Raw genomic sequence first — 15,177 nt, 5'->3', positions numbered from 1 at the left:
CATGCGACTGCACACCCGGGAGTGGGGCTCGGGCGACCGCCTCGCCGTCCTCGTCCACGGCCTGATGTCCGATCACCGCACCTGGCAGGAGCTGGTGCCGGCCCTGACGGGCCGCGGGTACCGTGTCGTCGCCGTCGATCTGCGCGGCCACGGCGCGAGCGGCCGGGGCGCGTACGCCCCGCACCTGTTCGCGGAGGATCTGCTGGAGACGCTGCCCAGCCGTCCGGAGCTGGCGCTGGGCCACTCGCTGGGCGCGCTGGCCCTGGCGCTGGCGGTGGCGGAACTCCAGCCGGGGCGCGCCGTCTACTCCGAGCCCGCGTGGCGGCTCGGCGGCCCGCACGGCACCCTCGACCCGGCGTCGTTCGCCCTGTTCAAACGGGCGCCCCGGCTGCTGATCAGGGGGCTGCGGCCGGACTGGGGGGAGCGGCGGGTCGCGGCGGAGGTGGCGGCGCTGCGCGCCTGGGACGAGCGCTCGGCGCTCGCCCTCTCCGCGTACCGGACGGTCGACCACACCCCCGAGAAGCCCCTGGTCCCCTCGCTCGTCCAGGCGGCGGAACCGAGTTCCCTGGTGAGCGGGGAGATGCGGACGGACCTGGTCCGGCGGGGCTTCGAGGTGCGGACGGTGCCGGGTGCGTCGCACGCCATCCACCGGGACGGGTTCGACGCGTTCCTCACGTCGCTGGCGGGGTGGCTGTGATCGCCGTCCGGGGCGCGGGTCAGTGCACCGCGCGCAGCATGCGGGTGACGTTGATCTTCGTCGGCGAGAGGCCCAGCTCGACGCTCTGCATCATCCGCTCGCCGTTCAGCCGACCGTAGGCGAGCAGGTCGACGTTGGCGAGGCTGAATTCCGGCCAGGTGTGGATGCTCAGGTGCGAGGCGGAGAGCAGGAGAATCGCGGTGACGGCACCGTTGGGGAACACGTGCGACGCTTCACCGAGGACCGTCGCGTTTCCCTTTTCCGCGGCCGTGCGAAGAACCTGGAGGAGGCGCTGTTCGTCGGTCAGGATGCTGTGGTCGCTCACCCATACGTCGACGGCGTACGAGCACAAATCGTCGACGTTTATGCCCTCGGTGGCGAGCTCGGAGGAGTTGGTCATGGGGAACCGGGGGACGCGAACCGCTGCCCCCGTCTCCTTTCATAGATCTGTGCTGGTCTGCGCGGCAGAAGCGGAAGGTCGACGAGGCCGGTCACTGGCGCTCGGTGGTGCCCAGCGTAGCATCCGGGGCGCCCTAGGGCTCGCGCGTGCCCTGCGTCAAGGGGGTCTTCGAAGGTCACATGGGATCGGCCGGAAAGCGACGGCTCCGGCGGGGACAGCGAGGGAGCGGGGTTCATGGAAAAGCGGGGCACGGCGGAGGCGGAATTCTCGGCACTGGACTGCATTTCGGCGACCTACGGCATCACGACGGCCTGGCTCGGCCATGACCCGAGCGTACTGGGCAGCGAGTGGGGCTATCACCGAAGGGCGGACGCGGTCGAGACGGAATGGCCCGTGGAACGCCTGGGAATTCATCGGAGCACACCGGAGGAAATTCTCCGTACATGGCACGGCATGACCACCGAACTGCACTGTCACGGAACCCCGGAGAAAGCCGGGGAATACATTCACGCGCAGGTGCGTGACGGAATTCCGGTGATCGCCTGGGTGGACACCTTCCATGTCCCGCACAGTTCCTTCCACGGCCGGCAGCACCATGCGCACCGGATCGTGATCCGCTCCCGCGCCGAGGGCGAGGGCACGGGCACCGTGTTCCGTGTCGTCGACCGCTACCAGGGCTCCCTCTACGACGGCCCCCTCGACGCCCGCGCGCTGTCGGCGGCGATGTCCTCGGACGCCCTGGGCGAGGCCCGCAGGGGCGATCCCGACTGGCGCAACCGCACCGTCGTCGTGCGGGCCGGACACCGCTCCGGGGAGCCGGACGGGCAGCGCCACCGTGCCGCGCTCGCCCGCAACGTGCGGGAGTCCGGCGGCATCGGCCTGCTCACCGACTGCGCGGACGAACTGCGCGCCGCCCCGGACGCCTTCGCGGCCCTGAGCCCCGTGGGCATGATCGAGGTCAGCGCCTGGTTCGGGGAGCTGGCCAGCCGGCGCGCCCTCAACGCCCGCTTCCTGCGGGCGGCGGCCGGGGCCTGCGCCCTCCCCGCGCTGCTCGACCGGGCGGCCGACGCCGACGCCCTGTCCCGGCGCTGGGAGATGACCCGCAACACCTTTTTCCTCCGGTTCCGCAAGGGCGCCGGCACGGTCGTCCGCGTCGCCGACCTCATGACGCAGACGGCGGCCCTGGAGAAGGAGTGGAGCGAGAGGGTGGGGGAGGCGGTCGACTGAGCGGGCCGACCGACCGGCCCGCGTGGCGGGGGCCGCGTGGCGGAGGCCGCGTGGCGGAGGCCGCGTGGCGGGGGGCCGCGTCACGGGGCCCACGTCACGAGGGCCCGCGTCACGAGACCCGCGTGATCCGCGCGCGGGCCTCGGTTTGCTCCCGGCGGGCCCTCGCAGCCCCCGGCGGGCTCCCGTCAGCTCCTTGTCAGCCCCCGGCAGCCCTTCGGCGGTCCCTCGGCCGACCGCCGCGTGAACCGCGCGGGCCTCGGCAAGGTCCCGGCAGTCCCTCGCAGCCCCCGGCGGGCCCGGCGGCTCCTTGTCAGCCCCCGGCGGGCCCTCGGCGGACCGCCGCGTGATCCGCGCGCGCGGGCCTCGGCAAGCTCCCGGCAGTCCCCCGCAGCCCCCGGCGGGCCCGGCGGGCTCCCGGCGGCTCCTCGTCGGGCCTTCGACGGCCCCTCGTCGGGCCCTCGGCGGGCCCTCGACGGCCCCTCGGCGGGCCGGAGCCCGGACCCCCCGCGCCTATACTGGAGGGTCCTGCTCACCTCGGTCCCGCCCGGAGCTCCCTTGTGAAGAACGCGCCTCGACACCGTCGGAGTACCCACGCCGATCACGTGCTCACGGAAGTCGCGGACGCCGTCAGGCTCCAGGAGGGCCCGCCCGGAGTGCGGTCCGTCCTCCGCGCCCTGCGCCGCCTCGCCCCCGCCTCCACCAAGGACCTCAGCCGCGCCACCGGCCTGCCCGTCCCCATCGTGGCCGCCGTGGGCAACGAGCTGCGCCGCCGGGACCTCGTCACCAAGGAGCGCCCCTCCCGGCTGACCCCGGCCGGTCTCGACGTCGTCGCCCGGCTCGGCATGGACCTCACCCTCGACGCCACCTGCACCACGTGCGACGGCCGTGAGCTGGTCATCCCCTCGGTGCTCGACGAGGCCGTGGAGCGGCTGCGCGCCCTCATGGAGACGGGACCCGCCGCCGACATGGCGATCGACCAGTCCCACTGCACGGCCGAGACCAAGGTGCGCCGGGTCCTCGCGCTGCTCACCGCGGGCGCCCTGCCGGGCGGCTCGCTGCTGCTGATCGGCGACGACGACCTCGTCTCGCTGGCCGTCGCGGTCGTCGGCGACGTCCTCGGGGCGCCGATCGTCGAGCGGGTGACCGTCGTCGACATCTCCCCCGAGATCCTCGCCTACATCAGGAAGGTGTCGGCCGGCCTCGGCACCCGCGTCGAGACCGTCGAGCACGACCTGCGCCGTCCGCTGCCCGCCGAGCTGCACGACGGCTTCGACGTCGCGATGACCGACCCGCCCTACACCCCGGAGGGCGCCCGGCTGTTCCTGTCGCGCGCCGTGGAGGGCCTGCGCCCCGGCCCCGCGCACAGCGTCTTCTTCTCCTTCGGCGGCAAGAGCCCCGACGAGATGCTGGAGGTCCAGCGCGAGATCCAGGCCCTCGGCCTGGTCACCAACGGCTACGTCCGCAACTTCAACGAGTACGAGGGCAGCGGCATCCTCGGCGGCGTCGGCTTCTTCCAGCACCTGCTCACCACCACCTCGACCGCCTCGCGGCAGGGCGAGTACGGCGGCCCCCTCTACACCGGCGACAAGCGCACCCGGCAGCGCGAGTACGCGTGCGTGGCCTGCGGCACCCGGGTCCGCGTCGGCCCCGGCGCCCGCTGGACCTCGGTCGCCACCCTGCGCGACGAGGGCTGCCCGAAGTGCGGGCAGGGCCCCTTCCGCCCGGGCCGCCTGGTCTCGGCGGAGGAGACACCGGACGAGGCCCCGGTCGCATCCCCGGTCGAGCCCCCTGCCCCGGCTCAGGCACCGGATGCGGCCCCGGCACCGGCATCCGTTCCGGCTCGGACGGCGGCTCCCGCTTCCGTCTCCGCACGGACGCCGGTCCCGGCACAGGCGCCGGTCCCCACCGGGGTGTCCGCCCCCGCCGGGGCGCCCGCGCCCACCGGGCGGCCGCAGGCCCCGCGGTCCGGCTGGGACGCACCGAGCGCCGACGACCGCGCGGAGCTGGAGCGGCGGGCGGCGCCCTTCGTGATCCGTCCGGCGCAGGAGAGGGACCTGCCGGCCATCGGCGAGTTCGAGGCCGAGATCGCCCGTGTCTCCTTCGGCGAGGACGCCATCGACGACCCCGCGCGCTGGGCGTCCCGGCTGGGCCGCGCCATGGAGAAGTCCAAGGAGGGCATGCTCGTCGCCGGCCGTCCGGGCGGCGAGCCCGTCGGCTGGCTGTGGGTGAGCGTCAACCAGAACGCGATGACCGGCGACCGCTACGCCAACTTCCGCTCCCTCGCCGTCGCCCCGCTGGACAACCGCGGCGACGTCGCCGAACTGCTGCTCACCGCGGGCCTGGAGTTCTGCCTGGAGCAGGGGATCACGGAGGTCGTCGGACGCGTCCACGTCGGCAACGTCCCGATGCGCACGGTCTACCGCAAGTTCGGCTTCGACCCCGCCACCCTGACGATGAAGCTGCGGCTCCCGCGACAGGACGCCCGATGACCGGAACGACAGGGCCGACCGGGACGGCCGGGACCACCGGGACGACCGGAGCGACCGGGCCAGACCGGCCCGGCGGGTACGACCCCGACCGGATCAAGTGCGTCGTCTGGGACCTGGACGGCACCCTGTGGGACGAGATCGCGGTGGAGGCGCCCACCGACGACCTCCCCGTCCCCCGCCCCGAGATGCTCGCCGCGATCGACGCGCTGGCGGCCCGCGGGGTGCTCAGCAGCCTCGCCAGCCGCAGCGCGCCCGCGGTCCTCGCGCGGATGGACGCCGCACCCCGGCTGCGCGAACGTTTCCTCGCCCCGCAGGTGTCCTGGCAGGACAAGAGCGAGTCGCTGCGCCGGATCGCCAAGGACCTCGGGATCGCCGTGGAGGCACTCGTCCTGGTCGACGACTCGGCGTACGAGCGCGCCGAGGTGGAGGCCCTGCTGCCCGGCGTGCGCACGCTCGGCCCGGAGGAGGTGCCCGCGCTGCTGGCGGCGTTCGAGGGCCGTGACGTGACCCCCGAGTCGCGGGAGCGGGTGCGCCGCTACCGCACCGAGGAGACCCGCCGCGCCGAGGGCGAGCGCTTCCAGGGCACGCGGGAGGAGTTCCTGCGCTGGTGCGCGATGCGGCTCACCGTCGGCGAGGCCGTGGCGGAGGAGGTTCCGCGCGCGCTCGAACTGGCCGCCCGGACCCACCGCCTGAACTCCTCCGGCCTGACGCCCGAGCGGCTGCGCGACCTCGCCGCCGCCGAGGGGCACACGCTGTACACCGCCCGGATGGCCGACCGCTTCGGCGAGTACGGCATCATCGGGGCCGCGCTGGTCGACCGGAGCACGCCGGGCGTCCGGTCGGTCCCGCTGCTGGCGCTCTCCTGCCGGGTCGCCGGCCGGGGGGCCGCCGCCGCCTTCCTGTTCTGGCTGATGGAACGGGCCCGGGAGGCCGGCGCGGACGAGTTCCGGGTGACCCTGCGCCCGACCGACGCCAACCTGGAGATGCGGATCCTGCTGCGCCAGGCGGGACTCCGCCGCGCCCGGACCGCGGACAGCGCCCCGGACACCGCCCCGGACACCGCCGGGACCGCCGCCGAGCCGGCCGTCCTCGCACGCACCCTGCACGGCGACCTGCCGGCACCTCCCGCCTGGCTGCACGTCTCCACCCGAAAGGACCCCGAAGCGTGACGGACCCCCGCACCCCCTCCCGTGACGACGACCGGGCGGCGGTGGAACGGGAGCTGCGGTCGATGATCGCCGAGGCCGCCCGTCTGGACGCCGCCGCGATCGCGGAACTCCCCGCCGACACCGAGCTGTTCGGCCCGCGGATCGGCCTCACCTCGCTCGCGGGCGTGACGCTCCTGGGCACGATCGACGAGCGCTACGGAGTGGACGTGGCCGCCCTGGACCTGAGCCTGGACAGCCTGGAGTCCATCGCCACGCTCACCGACTTCGTCTCCGCGCACCGGCAGCGCCCCTGACCGGTGATCGTCCACGCACTACTGTGACCCGTACGGAGCACACCCGTCACCCGAAGCCCGCACAGCATCGAGGAGCAGGCGTGAACGATCTTTCCTACCGCGACTTCGAATCCGTCCTGCGGCAGACGCTCCCCTTCCTCGACGCGGACTCCCCCCTCGACGCGGACGCCAGCCTCACCGAACTCGGCCTGGACTCCCTGACGTTGCTCGGACTGGTCGCGGAGCTGGAGGACCGGTTCGCCGTCGAACTGCCGGACGAACTGCTGGTGATGGAGACCTTCGCGACGCCCTCGACGCTGTGGGACCGGCTGGCGGGGCTGCGGAAAGGGTGATCCGCCCGAACGCGCCGTGACCGGCCCCGCGCCCCGGCGTTGAACGGGGAGTGCGGCGGCGCCTTCTGCCGTCGCGCGAACCGATTCACTAAGGAGAACGTGATGTCTCGCATCGCGAAGGCAACGGCCGTCGCCCTGGGCACGGGTGCCGTGGTGGTCAGCGGGGGCGGTCTGGCCATGGCGGACGCGGGGGCGCAGGGCGCGGCCGTGGGCTCGCCGGGCGTCCTGTCCGGCAACGTCGTCCAGGTTCCGGTGCACGTGCCGGTCAACGTCTGCGGCAACACGGTCAACGTCATCGCCCTGCTGAACCCGGCCTTCGGGAACAAGTGCGCCAACGGCGACCACCACGACGACTACGGCAAGGACGGCGGGCACGGCGAGGAGGGCAAGAACGGCGAGCACGCCGGCGGCGGCCACTCGGGCGGCAACTACGGCGGCTGACGCCGTCCCGCGCACTCCCCCATGGCAGAGCCCCGGCACCTCGAGCGCCGGGGCTCTGCCCGTGTGCGGCCCGCCGCGGAACGGCGGCACACCGCACACGGGACGGCTCACGCGTAGCGGTAGATCCCCCCCGCGTCCTCCAGTTGGTCCGGTGTCACGTCCCACGGCGGCAGCTTCTCGTGCCGGGCGACGATGCGGCGGTACTGCCCGCTGCCCGCCGCCGGTGGTTCGGCCGGCAGGTAGCGGTGGTCGTGGTGCCGCCGCTGCCAGCGGGTCCACAGCAGGTCGATGTAGGCGTGGTGCAGCCAGAAGACGGGGTCGTTGACGGAGGCGCCGCCGACCATGGCCCCGCCGACCCACCGGTGCACCCGGTTGTGGTTGCGCCAGGCGGCCGGGCCCCGGCCGGTCCCCCAGCCCTCCAGCTTGTTGCGGAAGCCCCGCGGCGAGGTGGAGTCCCAGGGCGAGGCGTCGTAGAGGGGGTCCTCCAGCGCCCACTCCACGTCGCTCTCGACGGGCAGCTCGATCGGGTCGCGGGCGCGGCCGAGGTCGCGGGTGAGGAACTCGGCGTCGGTCACGCCCTCCTTGAGGGTCCAGTTCCCGGTGGCGTAGGCGAACGGCCCGGTCGTCACCTGGCGGTCGGAGCCGCGTCCGTCGCCGCCGAGGAGGTCCTCGGTCCAGGGGACGGAGTTCTTGCCGCGGTCGCGCGTCCAGTCCCAGTACGGCAGGGTGACCGACGGGTCGACCCGGCGCAGCGCCGCCTCCAGGTCCAGCAGGAACCGGCGGTGCCAGGGCAGGAAGGAGGGCGCCATGTGGGCCGTCCGCAGACCGCCCTCGCCGTCGGAGACGTAGTAGTCGATGTGCATGCGCACGAACTCGTCGTATTCGCCGCGCCGTTTGACCTCCAGCAGGGCCGACACGAAGCGGCGCCGCTCGGTGGCGGTGAGCGTGCTGACGTCCTTACGGGTGTAGACCACGGTGCTCCCCCGACCGGGTGTGCCCCTCGTGCGTGCGGCCGCCGGCGGAGCCGGTGTCGCGCAGCCTCTCCCCCGGGCCCAGCTCGTCCACGGCGGCGCGGGTGGCCTCCAGCGGTGTGTCGTACGACTGGTAGTGGTCGACCATGCTCAGCCAGGTGCCGTCGGCCCGGCGCATGAGGTGCAGGGGGCGGCCGTCGACCGTGACCCGCCAGCGCTCGCCGCCGCCGGCGGCACGGGTCGCGGGGAGCAGGACGCCCCGCAGGCGCCTGCCGCGGTAGGTCTCGTCGAAGCCGGTGTCCGGCGGGCCGTCCTGGCGGCGCCCGGGCCGGGAGGCGGCGACGACCGGGGCGAGCGCCAGCGCGGCGGTCGCGCCGAGCAGCCCGCGCAGCACGTCACGCCGGATCCCGCGTCTTCCCGCGGGCACCGGTACCGCGTTCACTGCTGTTCCGTCGGGGCTGACGACCATGGTGTGCTCCTCGTTCCGGTTCGGATCTTCCACAGCCGTAACCGTCCGGCGGCCCTCCTGGTCACGACATGGCGACGGGCCCGGACGGCCGTCCGGGCCCGTGGCCGTGTTCCCGGGCCCGCTCCTACCGGCCCCGGCCCGGTCCGGGGTCCCCGGCCCGCACCCGCTCGAGGACCGGGGCGACCACGCCGGCCCGCGGCGGTCGCAGGCCCGGCAGGCCGTCGGCGTCGGGGGCGGTGAGCGGGACGTCCAGGGCCGGCCCGGACTCGGGGGTGCGCAGCTCGGAGGCGGGCGCTTCGAGGCCGACGAGCTGGGCGCCGTCCCCGAGGGCCTCCGGCAGGGGCGCGTCCAGGTCCGCGCCGGGCAGTCCGGCGCGGACCGGGACCTGCGGCGGGACCCGCTCGGGGAGGAGCCGGCCCTCGGCGTACCGCGGGCCGTCGGGCGTGCCCGTGGCCGGCAGCGGGATCTCGCCGGCGGCCTCCGGCAGTTCCATGTGGAGGGAGTTCTCGACGCCGTTCAGCGGTACGGGGACGGGGACCGTGCCGATCGCGGCGGCGGGGGTCGCGGCGACGGCGCCGGCCGCGGCGGCCATACAGGTGAGCACGGCGGCGAGGGCTCCTCGGGTGGTCGGCTTCGTCTTCATCTCGGTGCGGCCCTTTCGGAGTTCGGGGAGGGGCGGTGCGTGCGTACCGAGTAACGAGCCGGGAAACGCCGTCAGAGCGCATCGCCGCGCAAATCGCCCGGGTGCAGCAGTAGTGCGACGGATGAAGGTCGGCTCGTCCGGACGTCCGACCGGCGGGCCGGGGCCGGCCTGCCGGCCGCTCCCGGGCGGCCTACGGCGTCAGCCGCGCAGGCTGCGGGCGGGCAGGACGATGTGTGCGGCGGCCCGGAGGGTCTCCTCGGCGCCGGCGAACGCGGCCAGCGCCTCGGCCTCGACCGGCCTGCCGGGGGTGGCCTCGGGCCACGGGCGGGTGGTGAGGACGAGGTAGGCGTAGCCGCGTTCGCCGACGGCGGCGATCCACTCGGGCGGCGGCACGCACTGGGCGGTGAGGCCCGGCAGCGTCAGGACGGCGGCACCGGACTCGACGAGCAGGCCGACCGGCAGGTCGGGCCGCTCGGTGCCGTCGACGAGGTCGCCGCCGGCGGACAGGCCGTTGTCGTTCAGCAGCCGTTCGACGGCGGCGGCCGAGGCCTCGGGACCGGCCGCGGCGTCGCCGAGGGAGTACGCGAGGAGGTAGGGCATGTCGCCGCCGTCGGGGGCCTCGCCGCTCCACGGCATCACGACGAGGGTGCCCAGTTCGGCCGCGCCGGCGGGGTGGGTTGTGCTGGGGGTTGAGGTCACCGCGCGACCCTATCCGCGTACCGGAGGCCGTCCGGACGGCTTCTCACCCGGGAGGAGGACGCCACGCGGGTGCGCCACACGAACGAGGGACGCGCCGCGGGCGGGCCGCCTCGAACGGTGCCGGGAGCGGTGCGTCGGACAGCGCCGAGGGCCGGTCCCGTGCGGTACGGGACCGGCCCTCCGGAGAAGCCCCGAACGGGGCGTCACCCCTTCAGGGGCAGCCCGCCGAGGAGCGGGGCGTGGGCCTTGTTGAGGGCCCCGGTCGCGTCCTTCACGGTGTTGAGCGGGGAGTCCTCGTTCTCGGTGTCGAGGGCGTCGGACTGCTGCCGCAGCGGCATGACGTCGAGGGCGGGCCCCCGGGTGAGCGTGTCGACGGCGCCGTTGAGGCTGGTGGGGGTGAGGTCGGCGGGGGTGTGGGCGAACGCGGGTGCGGCGGTACCGGCGATCACCAGCGATCCGGCGACGACGGCGGCGGCCTTCAGGGACTTCATCGGGTTTCCTCTCTTCGGCGACTCCGGCGACTCCGACGGCTCGGCAGCTCGGCCGCGCGGTGGCTCAGGTCGCCCGGGGACTGTCTGACGCCGTGCCTAACGATTTCCGTCGGCTGCGGAAACCCCGTGGGGGCAAAATGTCCGCACCCCGGCGCGGGCCACCCGGCCGTGGGGGCGGGGGCTGTGCGTGCGCCGGGGTGCGGAGGGGGGAGGGCCGCCGGTCAGGAGGCGGGAAGCAGCGCGCCGGTGCGGGCCGGCGGTGTGATGGCCGACAGGGCGGGCGCCGCCGGGGCGGCGGGCGTCACCGGGGTCGCCGGGGTCGCGGGCGCCGCCGGTGCTGCGGGCGTTGCCGGGGCGGCGGCCGTCGCCGGTGCTGCGGGCGTTGCCGGGGCGGCGGCCGGCTGCGGCAGGCCGGCCAGGGTCGGGGCGGGCAGCTCGCCGCCCAGCAGTGTCGCCGCGACCAGGTCGACCAGGCCGTTGACCACGGCCGTGGTCGCCGAGAGGACCTGGCCGGCGTCGCCGGAGGTGACGGCCGCGAGCAGCGTGTCGAGCGCCTGCTGGAGGGAGGTGAGCGCGTCCCTCTTGAGGTCGGCGGCCGCGGCCCGCGCCTTCGTCCCGTCACCGCCCCGGGTGAGCAGGGGCAGGGTGCCGGCCGTGGCCGGGTCCGTGATGAACGGGGTCGTCGGCTCCGTGCCCGTGGCGGTCGTGCCCGTCGGCGCGGCGGTGTCCGTCGCGGTGGCGGTGTCCGTGTCCACGACGCCCGTGTCCACGACGCCCGTGTCCGTGACGGCCGTGTCCGTGACGGCCGTGTCCGTGACGGCCGTGTCCGTCGTCGTGGCGGTGTCCGGCGTGGTCGTGGTCGGCGGGGCCGGCGGGATCACGGTCGTGATGATGGCGACGGCCTGCTTGACGGCGTCGCCGAGCTGCTTGGCCTGGTCGGCGGTCAACTGGCCGTCGTCGGCCTGCATGGCGGTGCCGAGGAGCTCGGTGACCGGGGTGAGGACGATGCCGAGCGCATTGAGGGCCTCGAGCTGCGCGGTGACCGTGTCCGAACCGGGGACGGGCGCCCGGGAGGCCGCGGGGGTGCGCACACGGGCAGCCGTGTCACCCTCTGCCGCGAGGGCGATGGGGACGGCGGTGCCGCAGACGAGGGTGGCGCACAGTGCGGTGGAAGCGATACGCCGGACGGGCAGACCACGCATGAGGGTTCCTTTCGAAGTGCGTCGGGTCGCACCACCACCGTGGAAGCGCCCGTCACACCCCGCAACAGAGAGAACACCCCGCGCGCCCCCTCCGTCGGCCGTGTCCGCTGGTGGGGAGCCCGTCCGGCCGTGCCGTCGGGACCGTCGGCCCTGCCCCGTCCGGGGCAAGCGAACGGCCGCCCCCCGGCGGGAGGACGGCCGTGAGACGGTGCGCCGGCGTCGCGACGGCGGTCGCGTGACGCCGGTCGCCCGGCGTCAGTCGTTGACGCAGGTGTTGCCGAACGCCGGGTTCAGCAGGCCGACCACGTTGATGGTGTTGCCGCAGACGTTGATCGGAATGTGGAGGGGAACCTGGACGACGTTGCCCGACAGCACACCCGGGGAGTGCTCGGCGATGCCGTTCGCGCCGCTGTCGGCGGCGGCGATGCCGGAGGTGCCGGCGACGGCCGCGGCGGCAACGGAGGTCAGGACCAGGCCCTTCGCGATACGCGACATGGAGAGGTGCTCCTTGGGGTTGTGACACGAACACCCGGGCGGGGATGCCCGGCGCTGTGTCAACGCGCGACACCGCCGGGGGTTGTGCCGCCAATGGAGTGACGCGCTCCCTGTTCACATCGTCACGTCGTATGACCACGAACGCCCGTACGCCGGGCCGTCGGCGACCGTCCGTGACCATCGTGCTGTTCGGATGATCTGCTTGTTATCGCTCACCCCTTCGACGGACCCCCGAGGCCGTCCCCGCGCCCTCCGACGGCCCACCTCCGATCGGGACGGGACACGAACGCCGAGATCAGCGCGCCGGGGCGGCTCCGGCGGCGCGTGTCCCGGCGTACGCGCGCACCGTCGGCGGCCTCTCCCGCTTGTTCGATCCCGGCGCGGTTTTTCGGCTCGGCGGTGACCAGCCGGGCTTTCGGCTCGTTTCCCAGCGGGACGCCACGCGGGCCGGCGCGCTCCGCCGCCGTCGGCCGCAAGCACCGCGTTCCCGCCCGTCCGAGCGACACCGTGAGCGAGGAAACCGCGCGATGCACCAGCCAGAACCCGACGTCGGATTCCGGGTCCTGCACCTCACCCAGCCCGTGGACGGCGGGGTCGCCCGCGTCGTGACGGATCTGGCGCGGGCCCAGCTCGCCGCCGGACTGCACGTCACCGTGGCCTGTCCCCAGAGCACCCTCGCCACGGACCTGCGGTCCCTGGGCGCGGACGTACGGCGGTGGGAGGCCTCGCGCACGCCGGGGCGCTCGCTCCCCGGCGAGGTGCGGCGGCTGGCGCGGGTCCTGGCGCGGGTGCGCCCCGACCTGGTGCACGCGCACAGCGCGAAGGCCGGGCTCGCGGGCCGGCTCGCCGTACGGGGGCGGATCCCCACCGTCTTCCAGCCGCACGCCTGGTCGTTCGAGGCGGTCGGCGGGACCACCGCGGAGCTGGCCCTCACCTGGGAGCGGTTCGCCGTCCGATGGGCCGACCGGCTGGTGTGCGTGAGCGAGGCCGAGCGCGTCACCGGCGAACGCGCCGGGATCGCCGGACAGTGGAGCGTCGTCCCCAACGGCATCGACACCGAGCGTTTCCACCCGGCGCCCGCGACGGACGCACGCGCCGCGCTCCTGCCGGACGCCGACCCCACCGCCCCGCTGGTGGTGTGCGTGGGGCGACTGTGCCGGCAGAAAGGGCAGGACGTGCTGCTGAAGGCGTGGGAGGCGGTCGCCGGCCAGGTGCCCGGCGCCCGGCTCGCGCTGGTCGGGGACGGTCCCGACCAGGCGCGGCTGCGCTCCCGCGCCCCGGCGTCCGTCCTGTTCGCCGGGGCCGTCGCCGACGTCGTCCCCTGGTACCGGGCCGCCGATCTGGTGGTGCTGCCCTCGCGCTGGGAGGGCATGGCCCTCGCCCCGCTGGAGGCGCTGGCCTGCGAGCGGCCCGTGGTGGTGACCGACGTGGACGGCGCCCGGGAGAGCCTGCCGGCCGCGCTGGCGTCCCGCTGCCTGGTGCCGCCCGAGGACCCGGCGGCGCTGGCCGCGGCCGTCGCCGGGCTGCTGCTCGACCCGCCGCTGCGCGCCTCGCTCGGCCGGCAGGGGCGCCGCCACGTCCTGTCCACGCACGACGTACGGCGCACGGCCGGGGCCGTCGCGGCCCTGTACCGCGAACTGCTCGGCGACCGGCCGCCCGAGGCCGGCGCGCAGGCACCCGACGCACCCACCGAACGCAGGGAGTCCATCCACTCGTGACCGCGGAAAGCACCGTCCCCTCCCCCGGAGTCCCCGGAGTCCAGCCCGGACACCCACCGGTCACGGTGATGCCGCGGGCCGAGAGCGCGGCGGGATTCCGTTTCCCGGCCCGGCGGTCCCCCGCCCGGCCCGCCTCCTCGCTGCCGCTGCTGCTCGCCGACTGCCTCGCCGTCCTCGTGGGCGCGCTCGCGCTCACCGGGGCGCAGCGCCGCCCGCTGCTGGTCGCCCTGCTGCTGGTGGCGACGGCACTGCTGCGCCCGCGCCGGTCCCGGCCGGCGCACGGGGTGCACGGCGTGCTGGACGAACTGCCCGCCGTCTGCGGCCGGATCGCGGTGGCCTGGGTGTCACTGGGGGCGCTCGTCGCGGCGCACACGCCGGCCCACGCCCTCTCCGCGCGCACCCTGTTCCTGGGGTGGGCGGCGCAGACCGCGGCCGCCTGCTCCGGACGCGCGGTCGTCCACCTGCGGCGGCGCCGGGCGCTGCTGCGCCACCCGCGCGCCGCGCTCGTCGTCGGCCCGGCGGCGACCGCGCAGCGGGTGGCCGCCGCCGTCCTGCGCCACCCCCGGTACGGGGTGCGGCCGGTCGGTGTCGTGGCCGCGCACCCGGACGGTTCCGAGGGGCTGCTGCCCGTCCTCACCACCGGCGAGGAGGTGCAGCGGGCGATCGTCCAGAACGGCGTCCTGGACGTGCTGTGCGTCCACCCCTCGGTGCGCACCGTCCAGGGTCCGCTGCTGCGGGCGCTCGCCGAGTCGGGGTGCACGGTGTGGGAGGTCGACGCCGACAGCCCGTCGTACGCGAGCCGTGAGCAGCTCGCCGGGTTCGCCTGCCGGCGCCTGGACCTGGGGCCGCGGCGCCCGGACAGCCTCGGCAAGCGGCTGCTGGACCTCGCGGTCTCCGGGACGCTGCTGGCGCTGCTCGGCCCGCTGCTGCTGGTGTGCGCCGCGGTGCTGCGGCGGGTCACCGGGCCGGGCGTGGTGTTCCGGCAGGAACGCGTCGGCAAGGACGGGCGGCCGTTCACGCTGCTGAAGTTCCGCACCTACCGCCCGGCCGACGAGCACGAGTCCGCGACCCGGTGGAGCGTGGCCGGCGAGCCGCGGATGAGCCCCTTCGGCCGCTTCCTGCGGCGGACCTCGCTGGACGAGCTGCTCCAGCTGTGGAACGTCTTCCGCGGCGACATGAGCCTCGTCGGCCCCCGGCCCGAACGCCCGCACTTCGTCGACGAGTTCAGCCGGACGTACCCCGGTTACGGGGCCCGGCACCGGATGCGGACCGGGGTCACGGGACTCGCCCAGGTGCACGGGCTGCGCGGCGACACCTCCATCGAGGACCGGGCCCGCTTCGACAACGCGTACATCGACAACTGGTCGCTCTGGCAGGACGTCTGCATCCTGCTGCGCACCGCGGCCGCCCTCGTGCGACCGACCGGGAGCTGAACCGTCCG

The 15,177-nt window shown here is 75.1% G+C and carries 17 protein-coding genes; 9 read left to right on the top strand and 8 right to left on the bottom strand.

Annotated features, from left to right (window positions below; genetic code table 11):
* The first annotated feature begins 1 nt into the window (after position 1).
* Positions 2 to 697 (top strand): alpha/beta fold hydrolase, encoded by a 696-nt coding sequence (locus ACZ3KJ_RS01535; protein WP_467523739.1) that lies wholly within the window; start codon positions 2 to 4, stop codon positions 695 to 697.
* A gap of 19 nt (positions 698 to 716) precedes the next feature.
* On the opposite strand, the gene ACZ3KJ_RS01530 is transcribed toward ACZ3KJ_RS01535, so the two are convergent.
* Positions 717 to 1,097 carry an S-adenosylmethionine decarboxylase family protein gene (locus ACZ3KJ_RS01530; protein ID WP_385068105.1) on the bottom strand — a complete coding sequence of 127 codons (381 nt, stop codon included), beginning with the start codon at positions 1,095 to 1,097 and terminating at the stop codon, positions 717 to 719.
* 234 nt (positions 1,098 to 1,331) lie between these two features.
* Between ACZ3KJ_RS01530 and ACZ3KJ_RS01525 the strand changes: the two genes are divergently transcribed.
* The 6 genes from ACZ3KJ_RS01525 (at position 1,332) to ACZ3KJ_RS01500 (ending at position 7,048) form a co-directional block, all read left to right on the top strand.
* Complete coding sequence (locus ACZ3KJ_RS01525; RefSeq protein ID WP_467523738.1) at positions 1,332 to 2,324, top strand: BtrH N-terminal domain-containing protein; 993 nt, start codon at positions 1,332 to 1,334, stop codon at positions 2,322 to 2,324.
* Positions 2,325 to 2,926: 602 nt separating this feature from the next.
* Positions 2,927 to 4,813, top strand: a complete 1,887-nt coding sequence (locus tag ACZ3KJ_RS01520; protein WP_467523737.1) for a GNAT family N-acetyltransferase — start codon at positions 2,927 to 2,929, stop codon at positions 4,811 to 4,813.
* The gene (locus ACZ3KJ_RS01515; protein ID WP_467523735.1) at positions 4,810 to 5,982 is read left to right on the top strand and encodes an HAD-IIIC family phosphatase; all 1,173 of its coding nucleotides are present in this window, start codon (positions 4,810 to 4,812) and stop codon (positions 5,980 to 5,982) included. The genes ACZ3KJ_RS01520 and ACZ3KJ_RS01515 overlap by 4 nt, the downstream gene beginning before the upstream one ends.
* On the top strand, positions 5,979 to 6,275 hold the full coding sequence (locus ACZ3KJ_RS01510) for a phosphopantetheine-binding protein (protein WP_389512524.1): 297 nt from the start codon (positions 5,979 to 5,981) through the stop codon (positions 6,273 to 6,275). Before ACZ3KJ_RS01515 ends, ACZ3KJ_RS01510 begins: the two co-directional genes overlap by 4 nt.
* Before the next feature lie 80 nt (positions 6,276 to 6,355).
* Positions 6,356 to 6,607, top strand: coding sequence for an acyl carrier protein (locus ACZ3KJ_RS01505; protein ID WP_467523733.1), 252 nt, complete (start codon positions 6,356 to 6,358; stop codon positions 6,605 to 6,607).
* A 102-nt stretch (positions 6,608 to 6,709) separates the two neighbouring features.
* Positions 6,710 to 7,048: a chaplin gene (locus ACZ3KJ_RS01500; protein WP_467523731.1), complete on the top strand. Its 339-nt coding sequence runs from the start codon at positions 6,710 to 6,712 to the stop codon at positions 7,046 to 7,048.
* Positions 7,049 to 7,155: 107 nt separating this feature from the next.
* On the opposite strand, the gene ACZ3KJ_RS01495 is transcribed toward ACZ3KJ_RS01500, so the two are convergent.
* The 7 genes from ACZ3KJ_RS01495 to ACZ3KJ_RS01465 all read right to left on the bottom strand — a co-directional run bounded on the left by ACZ3KJ_RS01495 (position 7,156) and on the right by ACZ3KJ_RS01465 (position 12,018).
* Positions 7,156 to 8,022, bottom strand: a complete 867-nt coding sequence (locus tag ACZ3KJ_RS01495) for a tyrosinase family protein (RefSeq protein WP_467523729.1) — start codon at positions 8,020 to 8,022, stop codon at positions 7,156 to 7,158.
* On the bottom strand, positions 8,006 to 8,488 hold the full coding sequence (locus tag ACZ3KJ_RS01490; protein ID WP_467524781.1) for a tyrosinase family oxidase copper chaperone: 483 nt from the start codon (positions 8,486 to 8,488) through the stop codon (positions 8,006 to 8,008). The genes ACZ3KJ_RS01495 and ACZ3KJ_RS01490 overlap by 17 nt, the downstream gene beginning before the upstream one ends.
* 124 nt (positions 8,489 to 8,612) lie before the next feature.
* Complete coding sequence (locus ACZ3KJ_RS01485) at positions 8,613 to 9,131, bottom strand: hypothetical protein (protein ID WP_467523728.1); 519 nt, start codon at positions 9,129 to 9,131, stop codon at positions 8,613 to 8,615.
* 198 nt (positions 9,132 to 9,329) lie between these two features.
* A complete protein-coding gene (locus ACZ3KJ_RS01480) occupies positions 9,330 to 9,830 on the bottom strand; it encodes a DUF5949 family protein (protein WP_467523727.1) in 501 nt (166 codons plus the stop codon).
* A 203-nt stretch (positions 9,831 to 10,033) separates the two neighbouring features.
* On the bottom strand, positions 10,034 to 10,321 hold the full coding sequence (locus ACZ3KJ_RS01475) for a hypothetical protein (RefSeq protein WP_467523726.1): 288 nt from the start codon (positions 10,319 to 10,321) through the stop codon (positions 10,034 to 10,036).
* A gap of 221 nt (positions 10,322 to 10,542) precedes the next feature.
* Positions 10,543 to 11,523: a hypothetical protein gene (locus ACZ3KJ_RS01470; protein WP_467523725.1), complete on the bottom strand. Its 981-nt coding sequence runs from the start codon at positions 11,521 to 11,523 to the stop codon at positions 10,543 to 10,545.
* 255 nt (positions 11,524 to 11,778) lie between these two features.
* Positions 11,779 to 12,018 carry a chaplin gene (locus ACZ3KJ_RS01465; RefSeq protein WP_467523724.1) on the bottom strand — a complete coding sequence of 80 codons (240 nt, stop codon included), beginning with the start codon at positions 12,016 to 12,018 and terminating at the stop codon, positions 11,779 to 11,781.
* A 527-nt stretch (positions 12,019 to 12,545) separates the two neighbouring features.
* Here ACZ3KJ_RS01465 and ACZ3KJ_RS01460 point away from each other — a divergent pair.
* Together ACZ3KJ_RS01460 and ACZ3KJ_RS01455 are read left to right on the top strand one after the other, a co-directional pair.
* On the top strand, positions 12,546 to 13,736 hold the full coding sequence (locus ACZ3KJ_RS01460; protein ID WP_467523723.1) for a glycosyltransferase: 1,191 nt from the start codon (positions 12,546 to 12,548) through the stop codon (positions 13,734 to 13,736).
* Positions 13,733 to 15,169, top strand: a complete 1,437-nt coding sequence (locus tag ACZ3KJ_RS01455; protein ID WP_467523721.1) for an exopolysaccharide biosynthesis polyprenyl glycosylphosphotransferase — start codon at positions 13,733 to 13,735, stop codon at positions 15,167 to 15,169. The genes ACZ3KJ_RS01460 and ACZ3KJ_RS01455 overlap by 4 nt, the downstream gene beginning before the upstream one ends.
* Positions 15,170 to 15,177 lie beyond the last annotated feature (8 nt).

Source organism: Streptomyces sp. NPDC003248 (assembly GCF_055563235.1).
Note: the sequence above shows the minus strand (reverse complement) of the source record. Positions and strands in the feature narration are given on the sequence as shown.

What these genes read in the sequence shown, in the direction of transcription:
- ACZ3KJ_RS01535 (WP_467523739.1), top strand. Translation starts at nt 2, where the DNA reads ATGCGACTGCACACCCGGGAGTGGGGCTCGGGCGACCGCCTCGCCGTC.
- ACZ3KJ_RS01530 (WP_385068105.1), bottom strand. Translation starts at nt 1,097, where the DNA reads ATGACCAACTCCTCCGAGCTCGCCACCGAGGGCATAAACGTCGACGAT.
- ACZ3KJ_RS01525 (WP_467523738.1), top strand. Translation starts at nt 1,332, where the DNA reads ATGGAAAAGCGGGGCACGGCGGAGGCGGAATTCTCGGCACTGGACTGC.
- ACZ3KJ_RS01515 (WP_467523735.1), top strand. Translation starts at nt 4,810, where the DNA reads ATGACCGGAACGACAGGGCCGACCGGGACGGCCGGGACCACCGGGACG.
- ACZ3KJ_RS01500 (WP_467523731.1), top strand. Translation starts at nt 6,710, where the DNA reads ATGTCTCGCATCGCGAAGGCAACGGCCGTCGCCCTGGGCACGGGTGCC.
- ACZ3KJ_RS01490 (WP_467524781.1), bottom strand. Translation starts at nt 8,488, where the DNA reads ATGGTCGTCAGCCCCGACGGAACAGCAGTGAACGCGGTACCGGTGCCC.
- ACZ3KJ_RS01485 (WP_467523728.1), bottom strand. Translation starts at nt 9,131, where the DNA reads ATGAAGACGAAGCCGACCACCCGAGGAGCCCTCGCCGCCGTGCTCACC.
- ACZ3KJ_RS01475 (WP_467523726.1), bottom strand. Translation starts at nt 10,321, where the DNA reads ATGAAGTCCCTGAAGGCCGCCGCCGTCGTCGCCGGATCGCTGGTGATC.
- ACZ3KJ_RS01470 (WP_467523725.1), bottom strand. Translation starts at nt 11,523, where the DNA reads ATGCGTGGTCTGCCCGTCCGGCGTATCGCTTCCACCGCACTGTGCGCC.
- ACZ3KJ_RS01465 (WP_467523724.1), bottom strand. Translation starts at nt 12,018, where the DNA reads ATGTCGCGTATCGCGAAGGGCCTGGTCCTGACCTCCGTTGCCGCCGCG.
- ACZ3KJ_RS01460 (WP_467523723.1), top strand. Translation starts at nt 12,546, where the DNA reads ATGCACCAGCCAGAACCCGACGTCGGATTCCGGGTCCTGCACCTCACC.